At 62.9% G+C, this 17,547-nt stretch carries 21 protein-coding genes (1 of these 21 running past the window's edge); 12 read left to right on the plus strand and 9 right to left on the minus strand.

Annotated elements, in window-relative coordinates; genetic code table 11:
- Positions 1–3,085, plus strand: partial view of an LEPR-XLL domain-containing protein gene (locus V8U06_RS17535; protein WP_427141750.1) — the final stretch only. Its footprint begins 26,927 nt before the window's first position; 3,085 of the gene's 30,012 nt are visible here — the last part of the coding sequence; the start codon falls outside the window, past its left edge; its stop codon occupies positions 3,083–3,085.
- 276 nt (positions 3,086–3,361) lie between these two features.
- Positions 3,362–3,562 carry a hypothetical protein gene (locus V8U06_RS17540; protein ID WP_427141751.1) on the plus strand — a complete coding sequence of 67 codons (201 nt, stop codon included), beginning with the start codon at positions 3,362–3,364 and terminating at the stop codon, positions 3,560–3,562.
- Positions 3,563–3,567: 5 nt separating this feature from the next.
- On the opposite strand, the gene V8U06_RS17545 is transcribed toward V8U06_RS17540, so the two are convergent.
- Positions 3,568–3,768, minus strand: a complete 201-nt coding sequence (locus V8U06_RS17545; RefSeq protein ID WP_427141752.1) for a hypothetical protein — start codon at positions 3,766–3,768, stop codon at positions 3,568–3,570.
- A 288-nt stretch (positions 3,769–4,056) separates the two neighbouring features.
- Here V8U06_RS17545 and V8U06_RS17550 point away from each other — a divergent pair, with 288 nt between their 5' ends.
- The gene (locus V8U06_RS17550; protein ID WP_427141753.1) at positions 4,057–4,515 is read left to right on the plus strand and encodes a DUF1810 domain-containing protein; all 459 of its coding nucleotides are present in this window, start codon (positions 4,057–4,059) and stop codon (positions 4,513–4,515) included.
- Positions 4,516–4,595: 80 nt separating this feature from the next.
- Here V8U06_RS17550 and V8U06_RS17555 read toward each other — a convergent pair whose 3' ends face one another.
- A complete protein-coding gene (locus V8U06_RS17555; protein ID WP_427141754.1) occupies positions 4,596–5,669 on the minus strand; it encodes a SagB/ThcOx family dehydrogenase in 1,074 nt (357 codons plus the stop codon).
- Between the two features lie 396 nt (positions 5,670–6,065).
- Here V8U06_RS17555 and V8U06_RS17560 point away from each other — a divergent pair, with 396 nt between their 5' ends.
- Positions 6,066–6,299: a hypothetical protein gene (locus V8U06_RS17560; RefSeq protein WP_427141755.1), complete on the plus strand. Its 234-nt coding sequence runs from the start codon at positions 6,066–6,068 to the stop codon at positions 6,297–6,299.
- 3 nt (positions 6,300–6,302) lie between these two features.
- Here the strand turns inward: V8U06_RS17560 and V8U06_RS17565 are convergent, their stop codons facing one another.
- The 3 genes from V8U06_RS17565 to V8U06_RS17575 form a co-directional block, all read right to left on the minus strand.
- Positions 6,303–7,103: a helix-turn-helix domain-containing protein gene (locus V8U06_RS17565; RefSeq protein ID WP_427141756.1), complete on the minus strand. Its 801-nt coding sequence runs from the start codon at positions 7,101–7,103 to the stop codon at positions 6,303–6,305.
- A gap of 309 nt (positions 7,104–7,412) precedes the next feature.
- Entirely contained in the window at positions 7,413–7,700 is a 288-nt protein-coding gene (locus V8U06_RS17570) for a hypothetical protein (protein WP_427141757.1), read from the minus strand.
- Entirely contained in the window at positions 7,697–8,296 is a 600-nt protein-coding gene (locus V8U06_RS17575) for a LuxR C-terminal-related transcriptional regulator (protein WP_427141758.1), read from the minus strand. Before V8U06_RS17575 ends, V8U06_RS17570 begins: the two co-directional genes overlap by 4 nt.
- Positions 8,297–8,374: 78 nt before the next feature.
- Between V8U06_RS17575 and V8U06_RS17580 the strand changes: the two genes are divergently transcribed.
- Together V8U06_RS17580 and V8U06_RS17585 are read left to right on the plus strand one after the other, a co-directional pair.
- Positions 8,375–9,091 carry a CoA transferase subunit A gene (locus V8U06_RS17580; RefSeq protein WP_427141759.1) on the plus strand — a complete coding sequence of 239 codons (717 nt, stop codon included), beginning with the start codon at positions 8,375–8,377 and terminating at the stop codon, positions 9,089–9,091.
- Complete coding sequence (locus V8U06_RS17585; protein ID WP_288083765.1) at positions 9,091–9,732, plus strand: 3-oxoacid CoA-transferase subunit B; 642 nt, start codon at positions 9,091–9,093, stop codon at positions 9,730–9,732. The genes V8U06_RS17580 and V8U06_RS17585 overlap by 1 nt, the downstream gene beginning before the upstream one ends.
- 235 nt (positions 9,733–9,967) lie before the next feature.
- Here the strand turns inward: V8U06_RS17585 and V8U06_RS17590 are convergent, their stop codons facing one another.
- The 4 genes from V8U06_RS17590 to V8U06_RS17605 form a co-directional block, all read right to left on the minus strand.
- Positions 9,968–10,444 (minus strand): DoxX family protein, encoded by a 477-nt coding sequence (locus V8U06_RS17590; RefSeq protein ID WP_427141760.1) that lies wholly within the window; start codon positions 10,442–10,444, stop codon positions 9,968–9,970.
- Positions 10,419–11,192, minus strand: coding sequence for a DNA-binding domain-containing protein (locus tag V8U06_RS17595; RefSeq protein WP_427141761.1), 774 nt, complete (start codon positions 11,190–11,192; stop codon positions 10,419–10,421). The genes V8U06_RS17590 and V8U06_RS17595 overlap by 26 nt, the downstream gene beginning before the upstream one ends.
- A gap of 3 nt (positions 11,193–11,195) precedes the next feature.
- Positions 11,196–12,050 (minus strand): DUF692 domain-containing protein, encoded by an 855-nt coding sequence (locus tag V8U06_RS17600; RefSeq protein WP_427141762.1) that lies wholly within the window; start codon positions 12,048–12,050, stop codon positions 11,196–11,198.
- A gap of 66 nt (positions 12,051–12,116) precedes the next feature.
- Positions 12,117–12,398 (minus strand): BufA1 family periplasmic bufferin-type metallophore, encoded by a 282-nt coding sequence (locus V8U06_RS17605; RefSeq protein WP_226922738.1) that lies wholly within the window; start codon positions 12,396–12,398, stop codon positions 12,117–12,119.
- 224 nt (positions 12,399–12,622) lie between these two features.
- Here V8U06_RS17605 and V8U06_RS17610 point away from each other — a divergent pair, with 224 nt between their 5' ends.
- The 6 genes from V8U06_RS17610 (at position 12,623) to V8U06_RS17635 (ending at position 17,533) form a co-directional block, all read left to right on the plus strand.
- Positions 12,623–13,177 carry a sigma-70 family RNA polymerase sigma factor gene (locus tag V8U06_RS17610; RefSeq protein ID WP_226922737.1) on the plus strand — a complete coding sequence of 185 codons (555 nt, stop codon included), beginning with the start codon at positions 12,623–12,625 and terminating at the stop codon, positions 13,175–13,177.
- 1 nt (position 13,178) lies between these two features.
- Positions 13,179–13,814 carry an NrsF family protein gene (locus V8U06_RS17615; protein WP_427141763.1) on the plus strand — a complete coding sequence of 212 codons (636 nt, stop codon included), beginning with the start codon at positions 13,179–13,181 and terminating at the stop codon, positions 13,812–13,814.
- 129 nt (positions 13,815–13,943) lie between these two features.
- Positions 13,944–14,579, plus strand: a complete 636-nt coding sequence (locus V8U06_RS17620; protein ID WP_427141764.1) for a CerR family C-terminal domain-containing protein — start codon at positions 13,944–13,946, stop codon at positions 14,577–14,579.
- On the plus strand, positions 14,572–15,513 hold the full coding sequence (locus V8U06_RS17625; RefSeq protein ID WP_427141765.1) for an HlyD family secretion protein: 942 nt from the start codon (positions 14,572–14,574) through the stop codon (positions 15,511–15,513). Before V8U06_RS17620 ends, V8U06_RS17625 begins: the two co-directional genes overlap by 8 nt.
- Positions 15,510–16,424, plus strand: coding sequence for an ATP-binding cassette domain-containing protein (locus V8U06_RS17630; RefSeq protein ID WP_427141766.1), 915 nt, complete (start codon positions 15,510–15,512; stop codon positions 16,422–16,424). The genes V8U06_RS17625 and V8U06_RS17630 overlap by 4 nt, the downstream gene beginning before the upstream one ends.
- The gene (locus V8U06_RS17635; RefSeq protein WP_427141767.1) at positions 16,421–17,533 is read left to right on the plus strand and encodes an ABC transporter permease; all 1,113 of its coding nucleotides are present in this window, start codon (positions 16,421–16,423) and stop codon (positions 17,531–17,533) included. The genes V8U06_RS17630 and V8U06_RS17635 overlap by 4 nt, the downstream gene beginning before the upstream one ends.
- Positions 17,534–17,547 lie beyond the last annotated feature (14 nt).

Below are 17,547 nucleotides of genomic sequence, written 5' to 3' on the forward strand. Positions count from 1 at the left end.
CGAGTTCCTGTATACGCCCGGCCACGTTCAGGAGGAACTGATCAATGTCGAATTCGCGATCGTCAAGTCGGTCGATCTGACGCCCTTCGACAGCGATGCGGATTCGATTTTCGCGCCGGTCTATTCGGCCAATCCGACCCAGCACAACCCGCTCTTCGCCGACGACGTGATCTTCGGCGGCCTCGGCGACGACTTCCTGCATGGCGGGGCGGGCGACGACGCGATCGGTGGCCACGAGGCGCTGCCCGAAAGCTATGTCCAGCTCTTCGTCAATGGCGTGGTCGCAGGGCTCGTGCGCACGGACTTCAGCCGGCCTTGGAACCCGTCGGATATCCTGATCTTCGGTGACGGCGACCCGCACTGGAACGAGCCGACCCCCGTGCGCCAGCGCACCGGTGAATTCTGGCTCTACGACGAATACGATCCTCGCCGCACGATCCTGTTCCGCAACGACGGACAGGTCTGGAAATCGGGTTCTCCGGCCGGGTTGAAGCAATTCTTCCTGAATGCGCCGGATACGGAGGGCGAACTTGTCGGCGGCTACACGCAATTCCAGCCGAACGGCACACCCATCGAAAGCTCCTATGTCTACCGTCCGAGCGACGGCAATGACCGGATTTTCGGCGACATGGGCAATGACTGGATCGTCGGCGGCACCGGCCGGGATCATCTCTATGGCGGCTTCGGCAACGACCTTCTCAATGCCGATGACGTGATGGGTGTTCCCGGTGGTAACGGCGCCGCAAGCTACGATCTGACCGGCGGGCTCAACAATGCGCCCGAAACCCACCGCATCTGGGAAGACCGGGTCTTCGGTGGCGCGGGGCTCGATATCCTGATCGGCAATACCGGTGGCGATCGCCTGATCGACCATCTGGGCGAGTTCAACTCGTACATCGTGCCCTTCGGCCCGTTCGGTATCGCGACGGTCAGCCGCCAGGTGCCGCCGCAGCTTTGGGACTTCCTCGCTGCCCAGGCCTTCTCCGACGGTGTCGACATGACCCGGACGGCGGACATCGGGCCGAACCATGAATCGCGCTATTCCAACGTGATTCAGCAGCAGGGCGATCCCTATGGTGAAATCGGTCTGGTGACCCAGCGCGACCATGGCTACTGGCAGGACCAGGCCGGACCGCCGACCGACCCGCAGGCCGGCAACATTCCCGGCGGACGCCGCGATATCCTGCGCACGGCCGACTTCAACGACCGCACGCTGAACGGCTTCCAGGCGGATGTCGGGGCGTTTGCCGCCGCAAGCGGTGTGATGAGCGTCTCCGCGCCGAACGGCTGGACGACGGCGTCGGGCGTCTTCCTGCTCGACGACTATCTGCCGACCTATTACGAAGTGACGGCGACGTTCAATCTCGAGAAACCCGTCGGTAATTGGAAAGCCAACGGCTATATCATCTTCGACTACCAGAGCGACGTGGACTTCAAGTTCGCCGGCATCAACATCTCGACCAACAAGATCGAGATGGGCTACGTGGATGCGAGTGGGTGGCACTTCGTCGTTCAATCGAACAAGCCGGTCCAGATCAAGCCGAACACCAACTACGACGTCCTCGTTGCGGTGAACGGGAACAATGTGACCGTGCAGGTCGCCGGCGTGAACTGGTTCAGCTACAACTTTAAGCCGCGCCTGGACGATTACGGCCAGCCGATTCCGCTGAACGGCGGCATGGTCGGTGTCGGTTCGAACGGGGCGAAGGGCACAGTGGACAATTTCCGTGTCCAGGTCCTGCCGCCAACCTGGACCATCAATCAGACCGACGACTTCGCGCCGCCGGTTGCGGAACTGCCGCGTGTCAACCAGTCCTCCGGCTGGCTTGAAGCGTCCGGCCGCTTGACCGGTACCGTCAACGGTACGGCGCCAGCGGTTCAGACGGTGGACCTGGGCGTCAGGCTGCTGGCAAACAGCACGCTCGAAATGGAAGTCGATATTCTGACGGCGGGAACCGCCGGCTTCATTTTCGACCGCTATGACGCGCTGCATTACAAGTTCGTGGCGCTGGATGTTGCTGGCGATCGGGTGATCGTCGGCCATGCGTCTTCGGAAGACGGCATGGTCGTGGACGGAGCCTACAGCTTCACGCTCGAGTCGAACCGGACCTATCGCCTGAAGGTAACGATGCAGGGAGCCGGGCTTGGCATCGCCGTGAATGGCGCAAATGTCGCAAGCTTCGGCTTCAATGCGGCCCTGGTCGACGGCGCCTTCGGCGTCATGGTGATATCCGGACAGGCAAGCTTCGACAATTTCCGGCTTGCCACGGATGACCAGCAGTTCTCAAGCGCCCTGAAGCTGGCCGAGAGTTCCTACAATGCGCTCTCGTCGACGAGCTACGTCCAGGCGGAGCCGATCGCGGAGGAAAGTCTCCAGCGTCTCTATCAGACGGCGCTCGGCGACTGGAGCCGAAGCGGTCTCGTGTCGGCGGACGATCTGGAACGGCTTTCCGGCGTGACGCTCATCATGAAGGATCTCGAAGGCTCGACACTGGCGCGCGCCATCGGGGACAACACGATCATGATCGACATCACGGCGGCCGGGGCGGGCTGGTATATCGACGCCGATCCGACGAGCGACGCCGAGTTCTCGCAGGGCCTCGTGACCAAGGGTGTGGACCTGCTGACGGTTCTTCGCCATGAGATCGGCCACCTGCTTGGACTGGAGCATGACGAGATCGCCTTGATGAATGCGGAACTGACCAGCGGGACGAGGATTGCGGTGGACACGACGGTGCCCAGCGCCAATCCCGTACCGGTTCCAACCGGAAAGGCGGTCCATGGGGAGCAGCAACCGGCGAAGTCGAATGGAAAGTCCGGCAAATCGGCAGCGGCCGGATTGGTCTTCGACCCCGTGACGGGCGCGCTGATCGACAAGGACGAAGCGAAGCTGCTGTTCGCCGTGCGTGAAAGCGAAGGGACGAAAGTGCTGGCACTCGCAACGGCGGCAACCTTGTCCCTCGGTGCGCGCAGGAAGACGGCGGACGCGGAGACTGTGCCTCCTGTTCGCGAGGAGGTTCTGGTCAAATCCGGTTCGCCCGGCTGGTTCGCTCGCTTGAAAGGCGTGTTTCGCAAAAGCGCCTGAAGACAGCCTGCCACGGTAGAAGACATGCGACACCGCCCAAGGGCGGTGTCGTGGCATCCGTGATTGAGCGGGTTGGGCAGGGATTGCGCTCACCCGGCATGCGGCGAAAGATTGTTAACGATTCTCTAATCAATGCGTGCACTCGGTTGCAAGGTGTCTTTCACACCGCATTCTGCGTGCAAATATTCATCATTGATTAATGAGAATTGCTCAACCTTTGGCCTGTTGTATCGTTGAGGCTGTCGAAGTCTTATCAACCAACCCCGGGGGCCAAAAATGCTTAACAAGTTGAATTTGGACGCTAAACCCGTCAATTCCAACGCACCTTCAGGCGCCAGCTACATCACGCAGATGTTGGTCCAGCTGGCCGCTCAGGCCAAGCAGCGCGATGGCGAGCTTGCATATTTCATTGAAATGGCAGCGGTGGTGTCCAGCGACCTCGACCGTAAAGAGGCGCGCGCTCAGGCACGGAAGTAATTTCCTCAGTCGGCCGCGCTGCGCTTGCGATACGTTGCCGCGGTGTCATCGTCATGCGTTCGTGGACGATCCAGGGTCTTCATCAGGTCAAGATGATTCCTGACCGACTGCATGGCCTCCTGCGGCGTCCGTCCGCCACGCATTGCGATACGTGCGACGCCCATGGACAGTCTTACTTCGGCTTCATGCTTCGTATGACGGATCATCGGATGGTCCTGGCGGAGGAATAATACCAAGGGTCCCTTACTTTCGGAAATTAGTCAACTATCGGAACTTATCCATGACATCTCGTTTCGACAGCGTTCTGCGAGACCGAGATGGGGTGGCGGCCGGCAGGCCCGCCACAGACCGAAATCCTGCCTGCATTTCGCGCTCAAGGCTCTCTTGACGCCGCTGCCTCCTTCCAGACGAACACGATGACACGTCGCCCGTAACGTGAAAGGCTGGCTGTGGGCGACCCGCGCCGGTGGGCCGCCGGTCCGATTTCGAAATCGATGGCGATGATGATGGCGGAAAACGACCCTTTCGAGCTTTCTCGCTTCGTCGCGGCGCAGGATCCCGTCTTCGATGCGGTTCTCGCGGAGCTGAGGGCGGGGCGCAAGCAGACCCACTGGATGTGGTTCATCTTTCCGCAGCTGCGCGCGCTTGGACGATCCTCCATTGCGACATTCTATGGTCTCGGCTCCATCGAGGAGGCTCGAGCCTATCTCCGGCATCCCGTGCTAGCAGGCAGATTGGCGCAGGCGACCCGCGTGGTTCTCGATATACCCGACCGTTCCGCCCATGCGATTTTCGGCTCGCCCGACGATCTGAAGTTTCGCTCGTCGATGACGCTGTTCAATGAGGCTGCAGGGGCGGGAGGAGGGGCACAATTCCGGCGCGCGCTCGAACGCTTCTTTGCCGGCGAACCTGACCGGCTTACCCTTGAACTCCTAGCTGGCCGCATCGAATAGTCGCTGCACGGCCTCACAGGCGGCAGCCGCTCTCGACCTGCCGGACCTCGCATCCTCGCTGATGCGGCCATTGCAAGGCTTTACAGGGATTGAGCCATCGCGCCCGGTGCCGGTGCGTCGGTCGGGTAGCCGAGCGTCAATGCATAGACCGGCGCATGGGTTGGATTTTCGCAGCCGAGGAGTTCCGAAATCCAGGAGTGGCGGAGCGCGGCCGTCGGACAGGCCGTGAGACCATGGTGCGTTGCGGCCAGCATGACATTCTGCCCGATATGTCCGGCCTCGATCATGACGACACGGTAGGCGTTGGCATCGGCATATTTCCACATCGTGCGGTCCATCTTGGCGCAAAGCAGCACCATGCACGGCATCGTGTCGGCCCATTCCTGTCCTCCAACCAGCTCGCAGAACGACGGAACAGGGCCGGCCATCCGGCACTCCAGGGAATGTTGCTTTGCAGAATAATGGTAGATGCCGGGGGCCAGCCCTTCGACGTTGCGGACCAGGACATAGGCTTCGTAGGGATTGCGTGCACCGCCGGACGGCGTCATGCCGAGCGGAAGTTTTCCGACGCAGTTTTCGGTCTCTCCCGTAATGCCCATGCCCGCAAACAGACACTCGGAAAGAATTGACAGAGGCACCGCGCGATGGCTGCCCTGGCGTCTGGTCCGCCGCTCCTGCATCAGTCTCAGAAGCGGGTTCGTGCCTGCGACCTTCGGCAGTTCGATGCTCTTGCAAGGATCGTTTTCGTCGTAGAGGCGTATTGCGCCATCTGCGGCAAGCTTGCGGCGCTGCAGGTCCTCGGCCTGATCGAGCGACAGGAATTCCGGGTCCTGGACCGTGAAATGCATCAATGCGGCGGGAAGGCCCCACCTCCAATGGGTGTTCAATGCCTGCTCGCGCGCGGCAAGCGCGCTTCCTTCCTCGACGACGACGGACATATCAAGAAGGGCATCGACCGTTTGCCGCAGCTCGGCCAGGGAATAGCCCGGCACAGCTTTTCGGGCCCGTTTCAGCGATGTCCAGTCGGAGAGGTTTCGGAGAAAGCCGAGAAGGTCGTAGCTGCATTCAAACACCTTCTTCGTCAGAAAGTTGCAGGCTACGAGATTGTCCCCTTCGGGCTGAAAAACGAGAGTTCGTGATGCTCTGATGCGCATGATGGCGGCCCGTCGCCTTCAGGCGACGGGCCTCCCAAGACTATTCGGCGCGATACATCATGCCGGGCGTGACGAAGTTCGGGTTCGTCTTGACCGGTGCTACCGAGAGGTTCGGCTTCGACTGAATCGGCTTGGTGACTTTCGTGCTCATCGTCATCCTCTTTCAAGCTTGGGCGGACCAATCGCCGCGAGAGAAATGCTGCCGAGCAAACGATAATGATATGTTACTGATGAAATATAAAATTACGTGTCGCCCAATAGATATTGAGCCATTTTGGCGCAAGAAATGTATATTTCTGACTTAATTCGCACTTTATCAAATATTTAATTGCGAACGACGTATCGTCGCCTAGAATCATTGCTAAGTGAAAATGATTCTCTTGATGGAGGGAAGTCATGGAAGGCGATTATTGGGCGAAGACGTACGGGCGCTATGCAAAGCCTGTGGAGCGTGAGCCAAGTATAGACGACGCGCAAAACATGGAGCTTCGGGCGCTGGTGACCTTCCTGGATGGCGCCATCCCCAAATACGCGGACGAGGATTCCTCGGACCTTCAGTACATGCTGCGCATGGCGAAGGCCGCCGCCGATGACCTTCTCGCCGGGCGCAAACGCACGGACACCCAGTAAGGTCTATCCCGCGACGTCGCGGCGAATCCATTCGATGAGTTCGCGCCGCATCGCGGGAATGAACTCCCGCACGAGGACCGGAAGGGTCGGGTCGTTCGAGGGGCGCGGTTGTGCTGACCGTATCGCATCACGAAGCTTCGTGTTCGAGGGTACGGGTTGCATCACGACAGCGGAAAACGATGCCCCGGAATGCGTCAGGACCATCGCATGGCCGCCGAGGAGCGGGGATGCGACGGGAAGCCAATGCAAGCGCATCAATGTCGGCTCATGCTGGCCGCGCTGATTGGCGGCGACAAAGGAAAGAACGTTGAGGCGCTCGACGACGATCCCTTTATGGTCTCCGGTAAAGCGCGCCCAATAGGTATCCCGCTTTATCCCCCATCCCGTCAGCCGCCTGAACAGAGTGGCATTTCCCACCCGCGTGACGACGATGGTGGACATGTAAAGCTGATCCGGGGTGCCCGGGACGGTAAAGTATATGTGGTAAATCCCCTTCGGAATCGACGCGATAGGCTCGTCCAGAAGCGGCGCCACGGCTTTTCGCACTTCGGCACTGATCTGAATCTTGCTGGGCTTCGGAAGCTCGATCGTAAACTGCTCGGGCGGCAGGAAGAGTGTCGCCTCGTCAACGCCGAAATGCTCTGCAATGTGCTTGCGGACGGCGGCGCTCGGCTCGCGCTCGCCGCTGAGATATTTCTCCAGCTGAGCCCTGTGGACGCCCATTTCGCGCGAAGCAGCGCTGATGCTGCCTTTCGTCAGACACAGGCGTCTCAGGTTGTCGGCAAAGTTGGCGCGCGCAGACATTCCACCATCTCAAATACAAAGACTATTCGTTGCACTGGTAGCTTGACGCTCTCGATAGGCATACCCTTAAATTTATTATGTTTTTTGTTTTGCAGGCAGGATTGCCTTCCGCTTGCGCTTCCTGGTTGAGGGCGTTCGTGCTCACCTGCATCCTAGCGTATTCCATACGCTGGCGGGAGCGCTTCCCGCACCTGTCCCCCGCATGCGGACGCGGTCGATTCTCAATCATGCGAGTATGAAAAAGTCGCGCAGATGCCGGGCGGATCAAGTCAGCTTGACTTGACACAATTAAGCGAAGAGTGCGAGTCTTTACCGGGACTCATCCTGCGGATTATTGTTATGCCTCAGCGCTCCAAGGAAGAAGCCGAGCTTCGGATGGCGATGCATGTCGCTCGTCTGGCAAGGGTTCAGGGAAAGAACCCACGAGAGGCAATACAAGCCATCAAGGACCATTTGCTGAATGTTCGCAGATTGGAAAACGCTGCTCCTGCCGATCCGCTCGATGACGATGCGCCGCAGCCCGTCATTCGTGCCGACTAAGTCGCTCTTCTGATCGCAGCGCCCGTCTTCCGGCGACGCTCGGCGACAGAACGTCATCTGCTTTCCTTGGACGGCCCCTGAATGAACCAACTGATGAGCTGGGCAGCGTTGCTGCAACCGGCGATCTTCATCAGGCGGGCGCGGTGGGATTCGATGGTGCGCACCGACAGGTTCAGTTCCGTGGCGATGTCGGCATTCTTCTTCCCCTGGGAGACCAGTGTCAGGATCTGATGCTGCCGTTCGCTGAGGGAAAGCCGCGCGCCGGCGGTCGGGCGATTGAGCCTCTGGAAACAATAGAGCGCATGGGCGAACGGATCGTCGTGGCGGAAGCTCTTGCCCGTCACCTGGCACCAGAACCGTTGCCCGGTGACCGACATCATGATGCGCTCGTCATAGTAGCTGCGGCTGCCCGGCAGGTGGTCCAGCCACATCCTGCCGGTCCGGATGAAATCGGAAATCTTCGGATAGAGAATGGCGAAACTGCGGTCGATCAGGTCGGCCTTGTCGTAGCCGAAGAGGTCGGCGAAGGCGGTGTTGCAATCGCGGATGATGCGATGCGTCGCATAGACCATCGGCACGGGAATCTCCTCCAGCGCGAAGCGCAGATGCGTCTTTTCGGTGGAGCCTTTGACGGAAGCGGCATATTGCGTCATGCAGTATAAATACTGCTAACACGCGCTCGGGTTCAAGATGTAGCCTCTCTTCTCGCAATCAGCTCTGCGGGAGGCAGCATGCGGAAAGTCTATAGTGATGCGACAGCGGCCCTGGCGGGGCTGCTCAAGGATGGCATGACCATCATGGCCGGGGGCTTCGGGCTCTGCGGCATTCCGGAAACCCTCATCGAAGCGGTGCGCGAATCCGGCGTTCGCGGCCTCACGGTCATCTCCAACAATGCCGGCATCGACGGCATCGGCCTCGGGCGCCTCCTGGAGACGCGCCAGATCGACAAGATGATCTCGTCCTATGTCGGCGAGAATGCGCTGTTCGCGCAGCAATATCTTGCCGGCGATCTTCAGATCGAATTCAACCCGCAGGGCACGCTCGCCGAACGCATCCGCGCCGGCGGCGCCGGCATTCCGGGCTTCTACACGAAGACCGGCGTCGGCACGGAGATCGCCGCAGGCAAGGATGTGCGCGAGTTCAACGGCGAACTCTACATCATGGAGACCGGTCTTTTCGCCGATCTCGCCCTCGTGCATGCCCATACGGGCGATACCGACGGCAACCTCGTCTATCGCAAGACGGCGCGCAACTTTAACCCCGTCATGGCGACCGCCGCACACACGACGGTCGTCCAGGTCGAGAAGCTGGTCGAGCCCGGCGTCATCGACCCCGACCACATCCACACGCCCGGCATCTACGTTTCGCGTCTCATCGAGGTGGCGAATGCCGAGAAGCGGATCGAAAAGCGCACCGTGCGGGCGCGTGAACAGGTGGGAGCAAACTGATGGCCTGGACGCGGGACGAAATGGCGGCGCGCGCCGCCAAGGAATTGCAGGACGGTTTTTACGTCAATCTCGGCATCGGCATCCCGACCCTTGTCGCCAACTACATTCCCGACGGCGTGCATGTGACGCTGCAGAGTGAAAACGGCATGCTCGGCATGGGGCCTTTCCCCTATGAGGGCGAGGAGGATGCCGATCTGATCAATGCCGGCAAGCAGACGATCAGCCAGTTGCCGGGCAGCAGCTTCTTCTCCAGCGCCGACAGCTTCGCGATGATCCGCGGCGGGCATATCGACCTCTCCATTCTCGGCGCCATGCAGGTGGCGGGCAATGGCGACCTTGCCAACTGGATGATCCCCGGCAAGATGGTCAAGGGCATGGGCGGCGCGATGGATCTCGTCGCCGGCGTCAAGCGCGTCGTGGTCGTCATGGAGCACGAGGCGCGCGGCGAATCCAAGGTGCTGAAGCAATGCACCCTGCCGCTGACCGGCAGCCGCGTCGTCGACCTCATCATCACCGACCTGGCCGTCTTCACGGTGGCAAAGCGTGGCGACGAGGCTCTGACCCTCGTGGAACTTGCCCCCGGCGTGACCGTCGAGGATGTGCGCGCCAAGACGGAAGCCGATTTCTCCGTCGCGCTCTGAAACGGCCGGCCATCGCTTCGGCGATGGTCGATAGCCTCCTGCTGGGCATCCCTTTCAGGACACGCAAATCAAATTCCAAGCCGCCGGCAGGCCAGTCAGCCTGCCGGCGGTAATTCCCCGTCCTGACCCGTGACGATCGGGCGGGACATTGGCCAATCCCGGTGAAGCCTGGAAACAACTGTCCCGGCGTTCGATCCGCATTGCTTCCCTTCAATCGCGATCACGCCCTTTGCGGCTAGCCGCCGCTTCGTCTCGCGATCATCGCATCAAGCGACATCACGCCCGGTCCGCGCGCCGCAATGAACAGCAGGCAGGCAGCCCAGGTGCCGTGGGTGGGCCAGGCGTCGGGATAGACGAAGATCTCGATGACCAGCGTCATTGCGAGGAGCGACAGCGCGGAGAGGCGGCTCGCAAGGCCGATGACCAGAAGGATCGGAAAGAGGTGCTCGGCAAGGGCGGCGAGATGCGCGGCGAGCCAGGGATCGACCAGCGGCAGCTTGTATTCGTTCTCGAAGAGATAGAGCGCGTTGTCGGAGAGCATCCAGCCGTTCACCTTCGTCTGGCCGGACTGCCAGAAGACGGCGGCGATGGAAAGGCGGGCAATCAGCGCAATGAGGTCATTCGGTATGCGCTCGAGCGCCCCGAGCGCCTGTTCGGAAAGGCTCCGTCGCGGGGCGGAGGCGCGTTCAGGCATCGTGTCGGTCGTCATCATGGGTCTCCTCCTTGATGGCCGTGAAGGCCCCGGAGCGGAGCAGAACGGCAAGGGTTCGGGAAAGGTCGAAACGATCGTCCGCCGCACCGGCGACAGCCTCCGCAAGGCTTGCCCCGCCGGCGAGGTGGCGGAAGAAGACGGCATCGGCCGCCGGCAGGGGCGTAACCTCGACCGTCAGATGCGGACGGGTGACGAGGGCGTGTTCGTCCCGCCAGGGATCGATGGGGCCGAGGCTGCGCTCGCCGGCATTCATCGCCCAGATCGTCACCATGGGATGGATCGAGGAAAGCACCGAGAGGGCGGGATGCGGCACGAGGACGAGCGCGCCGAGACTAGCAGGATCGACCGCGGCCAAAGCCGCTGGATCGAGAGGCCGGGCATCGGCCGCATGATAGGCGCGCCCGCGCGCGGCCTCTAGCCGCATCACGTCGGCAAGATAGGGCAGGTCGCGCGCCGGCTCGAAGGCGGCGACGAAGTCCGGGAAATCCTCGCCATAGGCAAGAAGCACCGGGGAACGTGGCGGGTGGAGGCGAATGAACGCATCGGCCATGGCCCGAAAGAAGTCCTGCCCGACGATCCTTTCCGCCGCCGGAAAGCGTGACGCGAGGGCGCCCGCGAGGCTTGCCGAGACATTGTTGCGGTAGATGTCGTAGCGCCGCCGGGGCTCGGCTTCGTTCCAGGATGTCAACCCGGCCGGCGGCGGTGCCGTCTCGAAGAGCCCTGCGGCGAATGCGTCCTGGGTGGTCATGGCTCAGGCCGCCTTTTGCCGCGCAGCGGCATCGAGCATGCGCTGGGCGGCCGCCGCCTCCGCCCGCAGCACCGGCCATTCGGGCACGTCGTTGTCCCATTCGATGAGGCTTGCGACGGGACCGAGGCGGGCGAGGACGGCTTGATAGAGAGCCCAGACCGGATCCTTCACCGGCGTATCGTGGCTATCGATGAGGAGCGGAGCGCCGGCGTCGTCGACGGTTTCGCAATGGCCGCTGAGGTGGATTTCACACACGGCCTCCAGCGGAAACCGGGCGATATAGGCGTCGGGGTCGAGATTGTGGTTGGTCGCGGCGACGAAGACATTGTTGACGTCGAGCAACAGGCCGCAGCCGGTGCGCCGGGCGATTTCGGCAAGGAAAGCCGTTTCCTCGATCGTGCTTTCGGCAAAGAGCAGATAGGTCGCCGGATTTTCGAGCAGCATGCGGCGGCCGAGCGTGGTCTGCACGTTGTCGATATGGTCAGTGACGCGGGCGAGCGTTTCCTCGGTATAGGGCAATGGCAGGAGGTCGTTGAGGAAGACGCTGTCATGGCTCGACCAGGCGAGATGCTCGGAGAAGCTCTCCGGCTGATAGCGGTCGCACAGCGTTTTCAGCCGGGCGAGATGATCGCGGTCGAGCGGCTGCATGGAACCGATGGACAGCCCGACGCCATGGATGGAGAGCGCATAATCCTCCCGCAGCTTGCCGAGCTGGGCATGCGGCGGCCCGCCGGCGCCCATGTAGTTTTCCGCATGGACCTCGAAGAAGCCGACGGGCTGCGGCCCGGCAAGAATATCGACGAAATGCTCGGGCTTGAAGCCGACGCCGGCGCGGCGGGGAAGGGTAGAGGGAAACATGGCGGGCCTTTCCGAAGGGGAGGGCAACGGCGCCGGAGCGGCGCCGTCGGTTTGAGAGGCGATGCGTCAGGCCGGCGCCGGACCCTGTTCCAGCATGCCATGTCCATCCGGGGTCTTCATCGACACGCAGGTGCCCGTCGGAACCAGCTTGAAGGCATTCTTCTGGTAGTCGATCTTCGAAGTGCCGGCGCAGGTCGTGCCCGGACCTGCGGCGCAGTCGTTCTGACCCTTCATGGCGATGCCGTAGCACTTTTCCTTGGCGTCATCGGCGGCGGCGGGTGTGGCGATGGCGGCGAGCGCGGACGCGAGCGAGCCGGCAAGAGCGAGGGTGGCGATCGTGGTCTTCATTCTCTGTCTCCGTTCTGAGCAGCCGCAATTGGCTGTGCATGAACGGCTACGGAGTGGAGGGACGCTTCGTTACAGGGCGCAATGCGGTTTTGACGGAAGCCTCCGGCCGCCGCGTCTGCAGAAACAAGAAAAAGATTTTTGATATCAATTGCTTGCATATTCTGTAGATTTTCCATCGGGCCAGCGGTAACAAAAACGTGTCTCCCGGCGTAGGGTCTGCAGCAGTGAAACAGTCGGCACGCGAAGAGGAATGGGCGGCTTGGCTGCGTCTCGCCATGAAGGGCGACGCGCAGGCCTATAACCGTTTCCTGGTCGCCGTGACGCCGCATCTTCGCAGCATGGCACGGCGGCGCTGCGATCAGTACGGCGCGCCGGCAAGCGAGGCGGAGGACGTGGTGCAGGAGGTGCTGCTCGCCATTCACCTCAAGCGGGGGACCTGGGACCCGGCCCGCCCCCTCGGTCCCTGGCTGACGACCATCGTGCGCAACAAGCTGGTCGACAGCCTGCGTCGCCGCGGCCGGCATGGTAATGTGCCGCTGGACGATGTCGCGGATTTCCTGGAAGCCGGGGACGAGACGCACGAGGCTGCCGACCGGCTGGACACGGAAACCGTTCTGGCGCGGCTGAAGGATCCGCAGCGCGATATCGTGCGCTCGATTTCCATCGAAGGGGCCGGTATCCGCGAAACGGCGGTGCGGCTGAAGATGACGGAGGTCGCCGTGCGTGTCGCCCTTCACCGGGCGCTGAAATCGCTGGCCGCCCTCTATCGGAGCGAATGAGATGAAGACCGACGACCTGATCACGCTGATGACGCAAGACGCGCCCGCCGGCATGCGCTACGGCCGTGCGCTGGCGCTTGCGCTTGGTGTGGGCATCGTCGTCTCGGCCGTGCTGCTCGTCGGTACGGTTGGTCTCAGGCACAATATGGCGAGCGTCTTCGAGACTGCACGCGTGCTGTTCAAGATCGCCGTCACCCTCGTGCTCGCCGTTCTTGCCGCACGACTCGCCATGCGCGTCGGCCGGCCGGGGGCCGAGACGAGTCGTCCCGCCCTTCTTCTTGTCGTGCCGGTTTTGATGGTCGTGATGGCCGTCATCGCCGAACTGGTCGTGCTGCCGTCGGATGCGTGGGGAGCAAGCCTCGTCGGCCGCAATGCCCTCTTCTGCCTGTTCTTCGTGCCTGTTCTGTCGCTTGCACCGTTCGCTGGCCTGTTCTGGGCCTTGAAAAAAGGGGCGCCGCAAGATCCGACGGCAGCCGGTGCTGCGGCCGGGCTTGCCGCAGGCGCCATCGCCGCAGCGATTTACGCGTGGCATTGCCCCGACGACAGTCCGCTGTTCCTCGTCGTCTGGTACACGATCGCCATCGCCGGCGTGACCGCCGCCGGCGCGCTGCTGGGACGCCGCTGGCTGCGGTGGTAGTCCTCTTCGTGAAGGCCGGCCACGACGGTGCCGGCAGCCCCCAATCTGCATTGCAGGAAACGCAACCGACTCGACATCCGCTTCATTATGGCTAATTGTAGATCAATCGATTGATTGAATTGGTGATGGATGCAGGAAACCGAACATCCGACCCGGACCAGCCTCATTCAGGCGGCGCTGCGGCAGTTCGGCCGTGAAGGCTTCGCCGCAGCATCGACACGCGCCATCGCCGCGGAGGCCGGCACGAATATTTCCTCCATCGCCTATCATTTCGGCGGCAAGGACGAGCTCAGGCTTGCCTGTGCGGATTTCGTCGCGGCGCGGATCGGGCAGGTCGCCCGCGTGCTGCCGGGAACCGCGTTGCAGCTCACGCCGGCCGGTGCCCAGCAGATTCTGCGGCGATTGCTGCGCCGCATGGTTCTCTTCCTCACGGCGCCGGCCGCCGAACCGGTCGTCGCGTTCCTCTTGCGCGAACTGACGCAACCGAACAGTCCCATCCCTGACCGGCTCTATCATACGCTGATCGAAAGCCGGCATCGGGCGCTCTGTCACATCTGGTCGATGGCCACGGGCAAGCCGGCGGAGTCCGAGGACGTGAAGCTCGCGGTGTTTTCCATCGTCGGCCAGGCAGCCTATTTCCGCCTGGCCGCACCCGTCGTGCAGCGACGCATGGACTGGAACGGTTATCCGCCCGCCGCCACGCGCGCCATCGCGCGCCGGCTGCTCTTCAACCTGGATGCCATTCTGGAGGCCGAAAATGGCTGACCTTCTTTGTGCGATCCCGCTGGTCGCCAGCCTGTTTGCCGCCTGTGGGACGCCGTCTCCACTCGCGACGGGATATGTCGAGGGCGAGTATGTTGCACTCACGCCGCTCGCCACCGCGCGCATCGTCGAAATCCCCGTTCATCCCGGCGACCGGGTTCGCAAGGGGGCGCCGCTGGCTGCGGTCGATGAGGCGGATGCAAAAATAGCGCTTGCCGCGGCCGAGGCGGCGCTGAGCCGCGCCGAAAGCGAGCTTGCGAACCTTGGCGAAGGTGGCCGCGTCGAAGAGCTTGCGGTTATCGAGGCCATGGCCGCCTCCGCCGAGGCCAATGCCGTGCGCACCGGAAAGGAAGCGGCGCGGCAGAAACGGCTCGTGCAGGAGCGGGCGAGCTCGCAGGCGCAATATGATGCAGCACAGGCTGCCGCCGACATGGCGGTTGCGGCCGTCGCGGAGGCGCGGGCGCGTCTCGCAGTCGCTGGGCTGCCGGCGCGGGAAAAGCAGATCGAGGCGGCGCGCGCTGCCGTGCGTGAGGCCGCCGCCGGCCGGGATGCTGCGCGCTGGACCCTCGACCAGCGCCGGCTCGTTGCACCCGCCGACGGAACGGTGATGGAGATCGTGCGCCATGCGGGGGAGATCGCCGGCCCATCCATGCCGATCCTTGTCTTCCTCCCGGAGGGGGCGATCAAGCTGCGGCTCTATGTGGGGGAGGGCGACCTTGCTGCAATCGGCACGGATACGAAGCTTGCCGTCAGTTGCGACGGCTGCCCGCCGCTTTCCGCCATCGTGACCCATGTCGCCGACGAGGCGGAGTTCACGCCGCCGGTCATCTATTCGCGCGATGCACGGCAGAAGCTCGTCTATCGGGTGGAGGCGCGTCCGGACGGCGCGGCGAAGCTGAAGCCGGGCCAGATCGTCGAGGTGCGGCGGGAACCATGACGGATATCGCTCCTCCCGTTGTCGCCGTGCGCGGCCTGACGAAATCCTTCGACGGCCGCACGGTCGTGGACGACGTCGCGCTGACGGTGGCCGAAGGCGAGATCGCCGGCTTTCTCGGGCCGAACGGTTCCGGCAAGACGACCTGCATCCGCATGATCTGCGGGCTGCTGACACCGGACAAGGGGGAGGGCGAGGTGCTGGGCCTCGACGTGCGCCGCGACCAGCGTCAGATCCGCCGGCAGGTCGGCTACATGACGCAGCGCTTCTCCTTCTACGAGGACCTTACCATCGAGGAAAACCTCGTCTTCGTCGCCGGGCTCTATGGCCTGCCGCGTCAGGCTGTCGCCGATACGCTGGCCGATCTCGGGCTCACCTCGCGCAAGCGCCAGCTCGCCGCCAGTCTCTCGGGGGGCTGGAAGCAGCGGCTGGCGCTCGCCGCCTGCATCATGCACAAGCCGCGTCTCCTGCTGCTCGACGAGCCGACCGCCGGGGTGGACCCCAAGGCACGGCGGCAGTTCTGGGACGAGATCCACGCCCGCGCCGCTGACGGCATGACCGTGCTGGTTTCCACCCACTATATGGACGAGGCGGAGCGCTGCCACCGCATCAACTACATCGCCTATGGCCGTCTCGTCGCCTCGGGCACGACGCGGGAGGTGATCGACAATGCCGGCCTCGTCACGCTGCTGGTCGAAACCGAGCGGCCGGGTGCGCTTGCGGCGCGCCTGCGCAAAGCGCCGGGCGTCGAGCAGGTGGAGCCCTTCGGCACGGCGCTGCATGTCACAGGCACGGACCGTTCCGCCCTGATGGCGGCGCTTGCGGCGGAGAAGGTCGAGGCGCGCCCGGCAGAGACCAGTCTGGAAGATGTCTTCATCCGCCTGATGGATCAGTCGAAGGACAATATGCGATGATCCTTTCCTTGCATCGGTTGGGCGCAATCCTGCGCAAGGAGTTCATCCAGATGCGGCGGGACCGTGTCACCTTCGCCATGATGCTCGTCGTGCCGCTGATGCAGCTTCTCCTCTTCGGTTTCGCCATCAACAACGATCCGCGCCACCTGCCGACGGCGCTCGTCGCCCCGGTGCAGGACCGGTTCACGCAGGCCATGTCCACCGCATTGGAGGTGACGGGCTATTTCGACATCACCCATGCCAATGTCACGGCGGCGGAGGCCGACCGGCTGCTCGCCCGCGGCGCGGTTTCCTTCATCATCCTCATCCCGCCGGATTTCGGCCGGCGGATCCTGCGCAACGACCGGCCGCAACTGCTCGTCGAAGCCGACGCCGCCGATCCGGCGGCCTCATCCGGCGCCGTCGCGGCGCTCGGCCGGGTGGCCAACAGCTTCCTGGCGAAGGAACTGGGTGAGACGCCGCCGCACGCGCTCGAGATCGTCGCCCATAGCCGCTACAATCCCGAGGGCATCATGCAGTACAACATCGTGCCCGGCCTGCTCGGCGTGATCCTGCAGATGACGTTGGTGATGATGGCGGCCATGGCGCTGACGCGCGAGATCGAGCGTGGCACGATGGAAAACCTGCTCGCCATGCCTGCGACGCCCGCGGAGATCATGATCGGCAAGATCACCCCGTTCATCGGCATCGGTGCGGTGCAGGGGTTGGTGGTGCTCGGCGCGGCCAAGCTCATCTTCGGCGTGCCCTTTGTCGGCTCGCCGCTGCTGCTCTTCCTCTGCGTTCTGCTGTTCGTGCTGGCGCTCGTGCTGCTCGGCTATCTTATTTCCACGGTGGCGCGCACGCAGATGCAGGCCATGCAGCTTTCCATCTTCATCTTCCTTCCCTCCGTGCTGCTCTCCGGCTTCATGTTCCCCTTCCGCGGCATGCCCGCCTGGGCGCAATGGCTCGGAGAGGTCCTGCCGATCACGCATCTCCTGCGCATGGTGCGCGCCGTCATGCTGAAGGGCGCAGCGCCTGCCGATATCGCCGGGGATTTCCTTGCCCTGACGGCGATGGTCGTCATCCTGAGCGCCCTGGCCCTGACGCGCTTTCGGCGGACCCTGGACTGAACTTGCAAGGCCGT

The sequence above is a fragment of the Shinella sp. G-2 genome (assembly GCF_050172695.1).
In the GTDB taxonomy this organism is placed as follows: Bacteria; Pseudomonadota; Alphaproteobacteria; order Rhizobiales; family Rhizobiaceae; genus Shinella.

Coding starts and splice junctions, on each gene's coding strand:
- V8U06_RS17585 (WP_288083765.1), top strand. CDS start 9,091: ATGGCCTGGACGCGGGACGAAATGGCGGCGCGCGCCGCCAAGGAATTG.
- V8U06_RS17540 (WP_427141751.1), top strand. CDS start 3,362: ATGCTTAACAAGTTGAATTTGGACGCTAAACCCGTCAATTCCAACGCA.
- V8U06_RS17605 (WP_226922738.1), bottom strand. CDS start 12,398: ATGAAGACCACGATCGCCACCCTCGCTCTTGCCGGCTCGCTCGCGTCC.
- V8U06_RS17590 (WP_427141760.1), bottom strand. CDS start 10,444: ATGATGACGACCGACACGATGCCTGAACGCGCCTCCGCCCCGCGACGG.
- V8U06_RS17630 (WP_427141766.1), top strand. CDS start 15,510: ATGACGGATATCGCTCCTCCCGTTGTCGCCGTGCGCGGCCTGACGAAA.
- V8U06_RS17570 (WP_427141757.1), bottom strand. CDS start 7,700: ATGACGTTCTGTCGCCGAGCGTCGCCGGAAGACGGGCGCTGCGATCAG.
- V8U06_RS17635 (WP_427141767.1), top strand. CDS start 16,421: ATGATCCTTTCCTTGCATCGGTTGGGCGCAATCCTGCGCAAGGAGTTC.
- V8U06_RS17575 (WP_427141758.1), bottom strand. CDS start 8,296: ATGACGCAATATGCCGCTTCCGTCAAAGGCTCCACCGAAAAGACGCAT.
- V8U06_RS17555 (WP_427141754.1), bottom strand. CDS start 5,669: ATGCGCATCAGAGCATCACGAACTCTCGTTTTTCAGCCCGAAGGGGAC.
- V8U06_RS17560 (WP_427141755.1), top strand. CDS start 6,066: ATGGAAGGCGATTATTGGGCGAAGACGTACGGGCGCTATGCAAAGCCT.
- V8U06_RS17545 (WP_427141752.1), bottom strand. CDS start 3,768: ATGATCCGTCATACGAAGCATGAAGCCGAAGTAAGACTGTCCATGGGC.
- V8U06_RS17550 (WP_427141753.1), top strand. CDS start 4,057: ATGGCGATGATGATGGCGGAAAACGACCCTTTCGAGCTTTCTCGCTTC.
- V8U06_RS17595 (WP_427141761.1), bottom strand. CDS start 11,192: ATGACCACCCAGGACGCATTCGCCGCAGGGCTCTTCGAGACGGCACCG.
- V8U06_RS17565 (WP_427141756.1), bottom strand. CDS start 7,103: ATGTCTGCGCGCGCCAACTTTGCCGACAACCTGAGACGCCTGTGTCTG.
- V8U06_RS17620 (WP_427141764.1), top strand. CDS start 13,944: ATGCAGGAAACCGAACATCCGACCCGGACCAGCCTCATTCAGGCGGCG.
- V8U06_RS17600 (WP_427141762.1), bottom strand. CDS start 12,050: ATGTTTCCCTCTACCCTTCCCCGCCGCGCCGGCGTCGGCTTCAAGCCC.
- V8U06_RS17615 (WP_427141763.1), top strand. CDS start 13,179: ATGAAGACCGACGACCTGATCACGCTGATGACGCAAGACGCGCCCGCC.
- V8U06_RS17580 (WP_427141759.1), top strand. CDS start 8,375: ATGCGGAAAGTCTATAGTGATGCGACAGCGGCCCTGGCGGGGCTGCTC.
- V8U06_RS17625 (WP_427141765.1), top strand. CDS start 14,572: ATGGCTGACCTTCTTTGTGCGATCCCGCTGGTCGCCAGCCTGTTTGCC.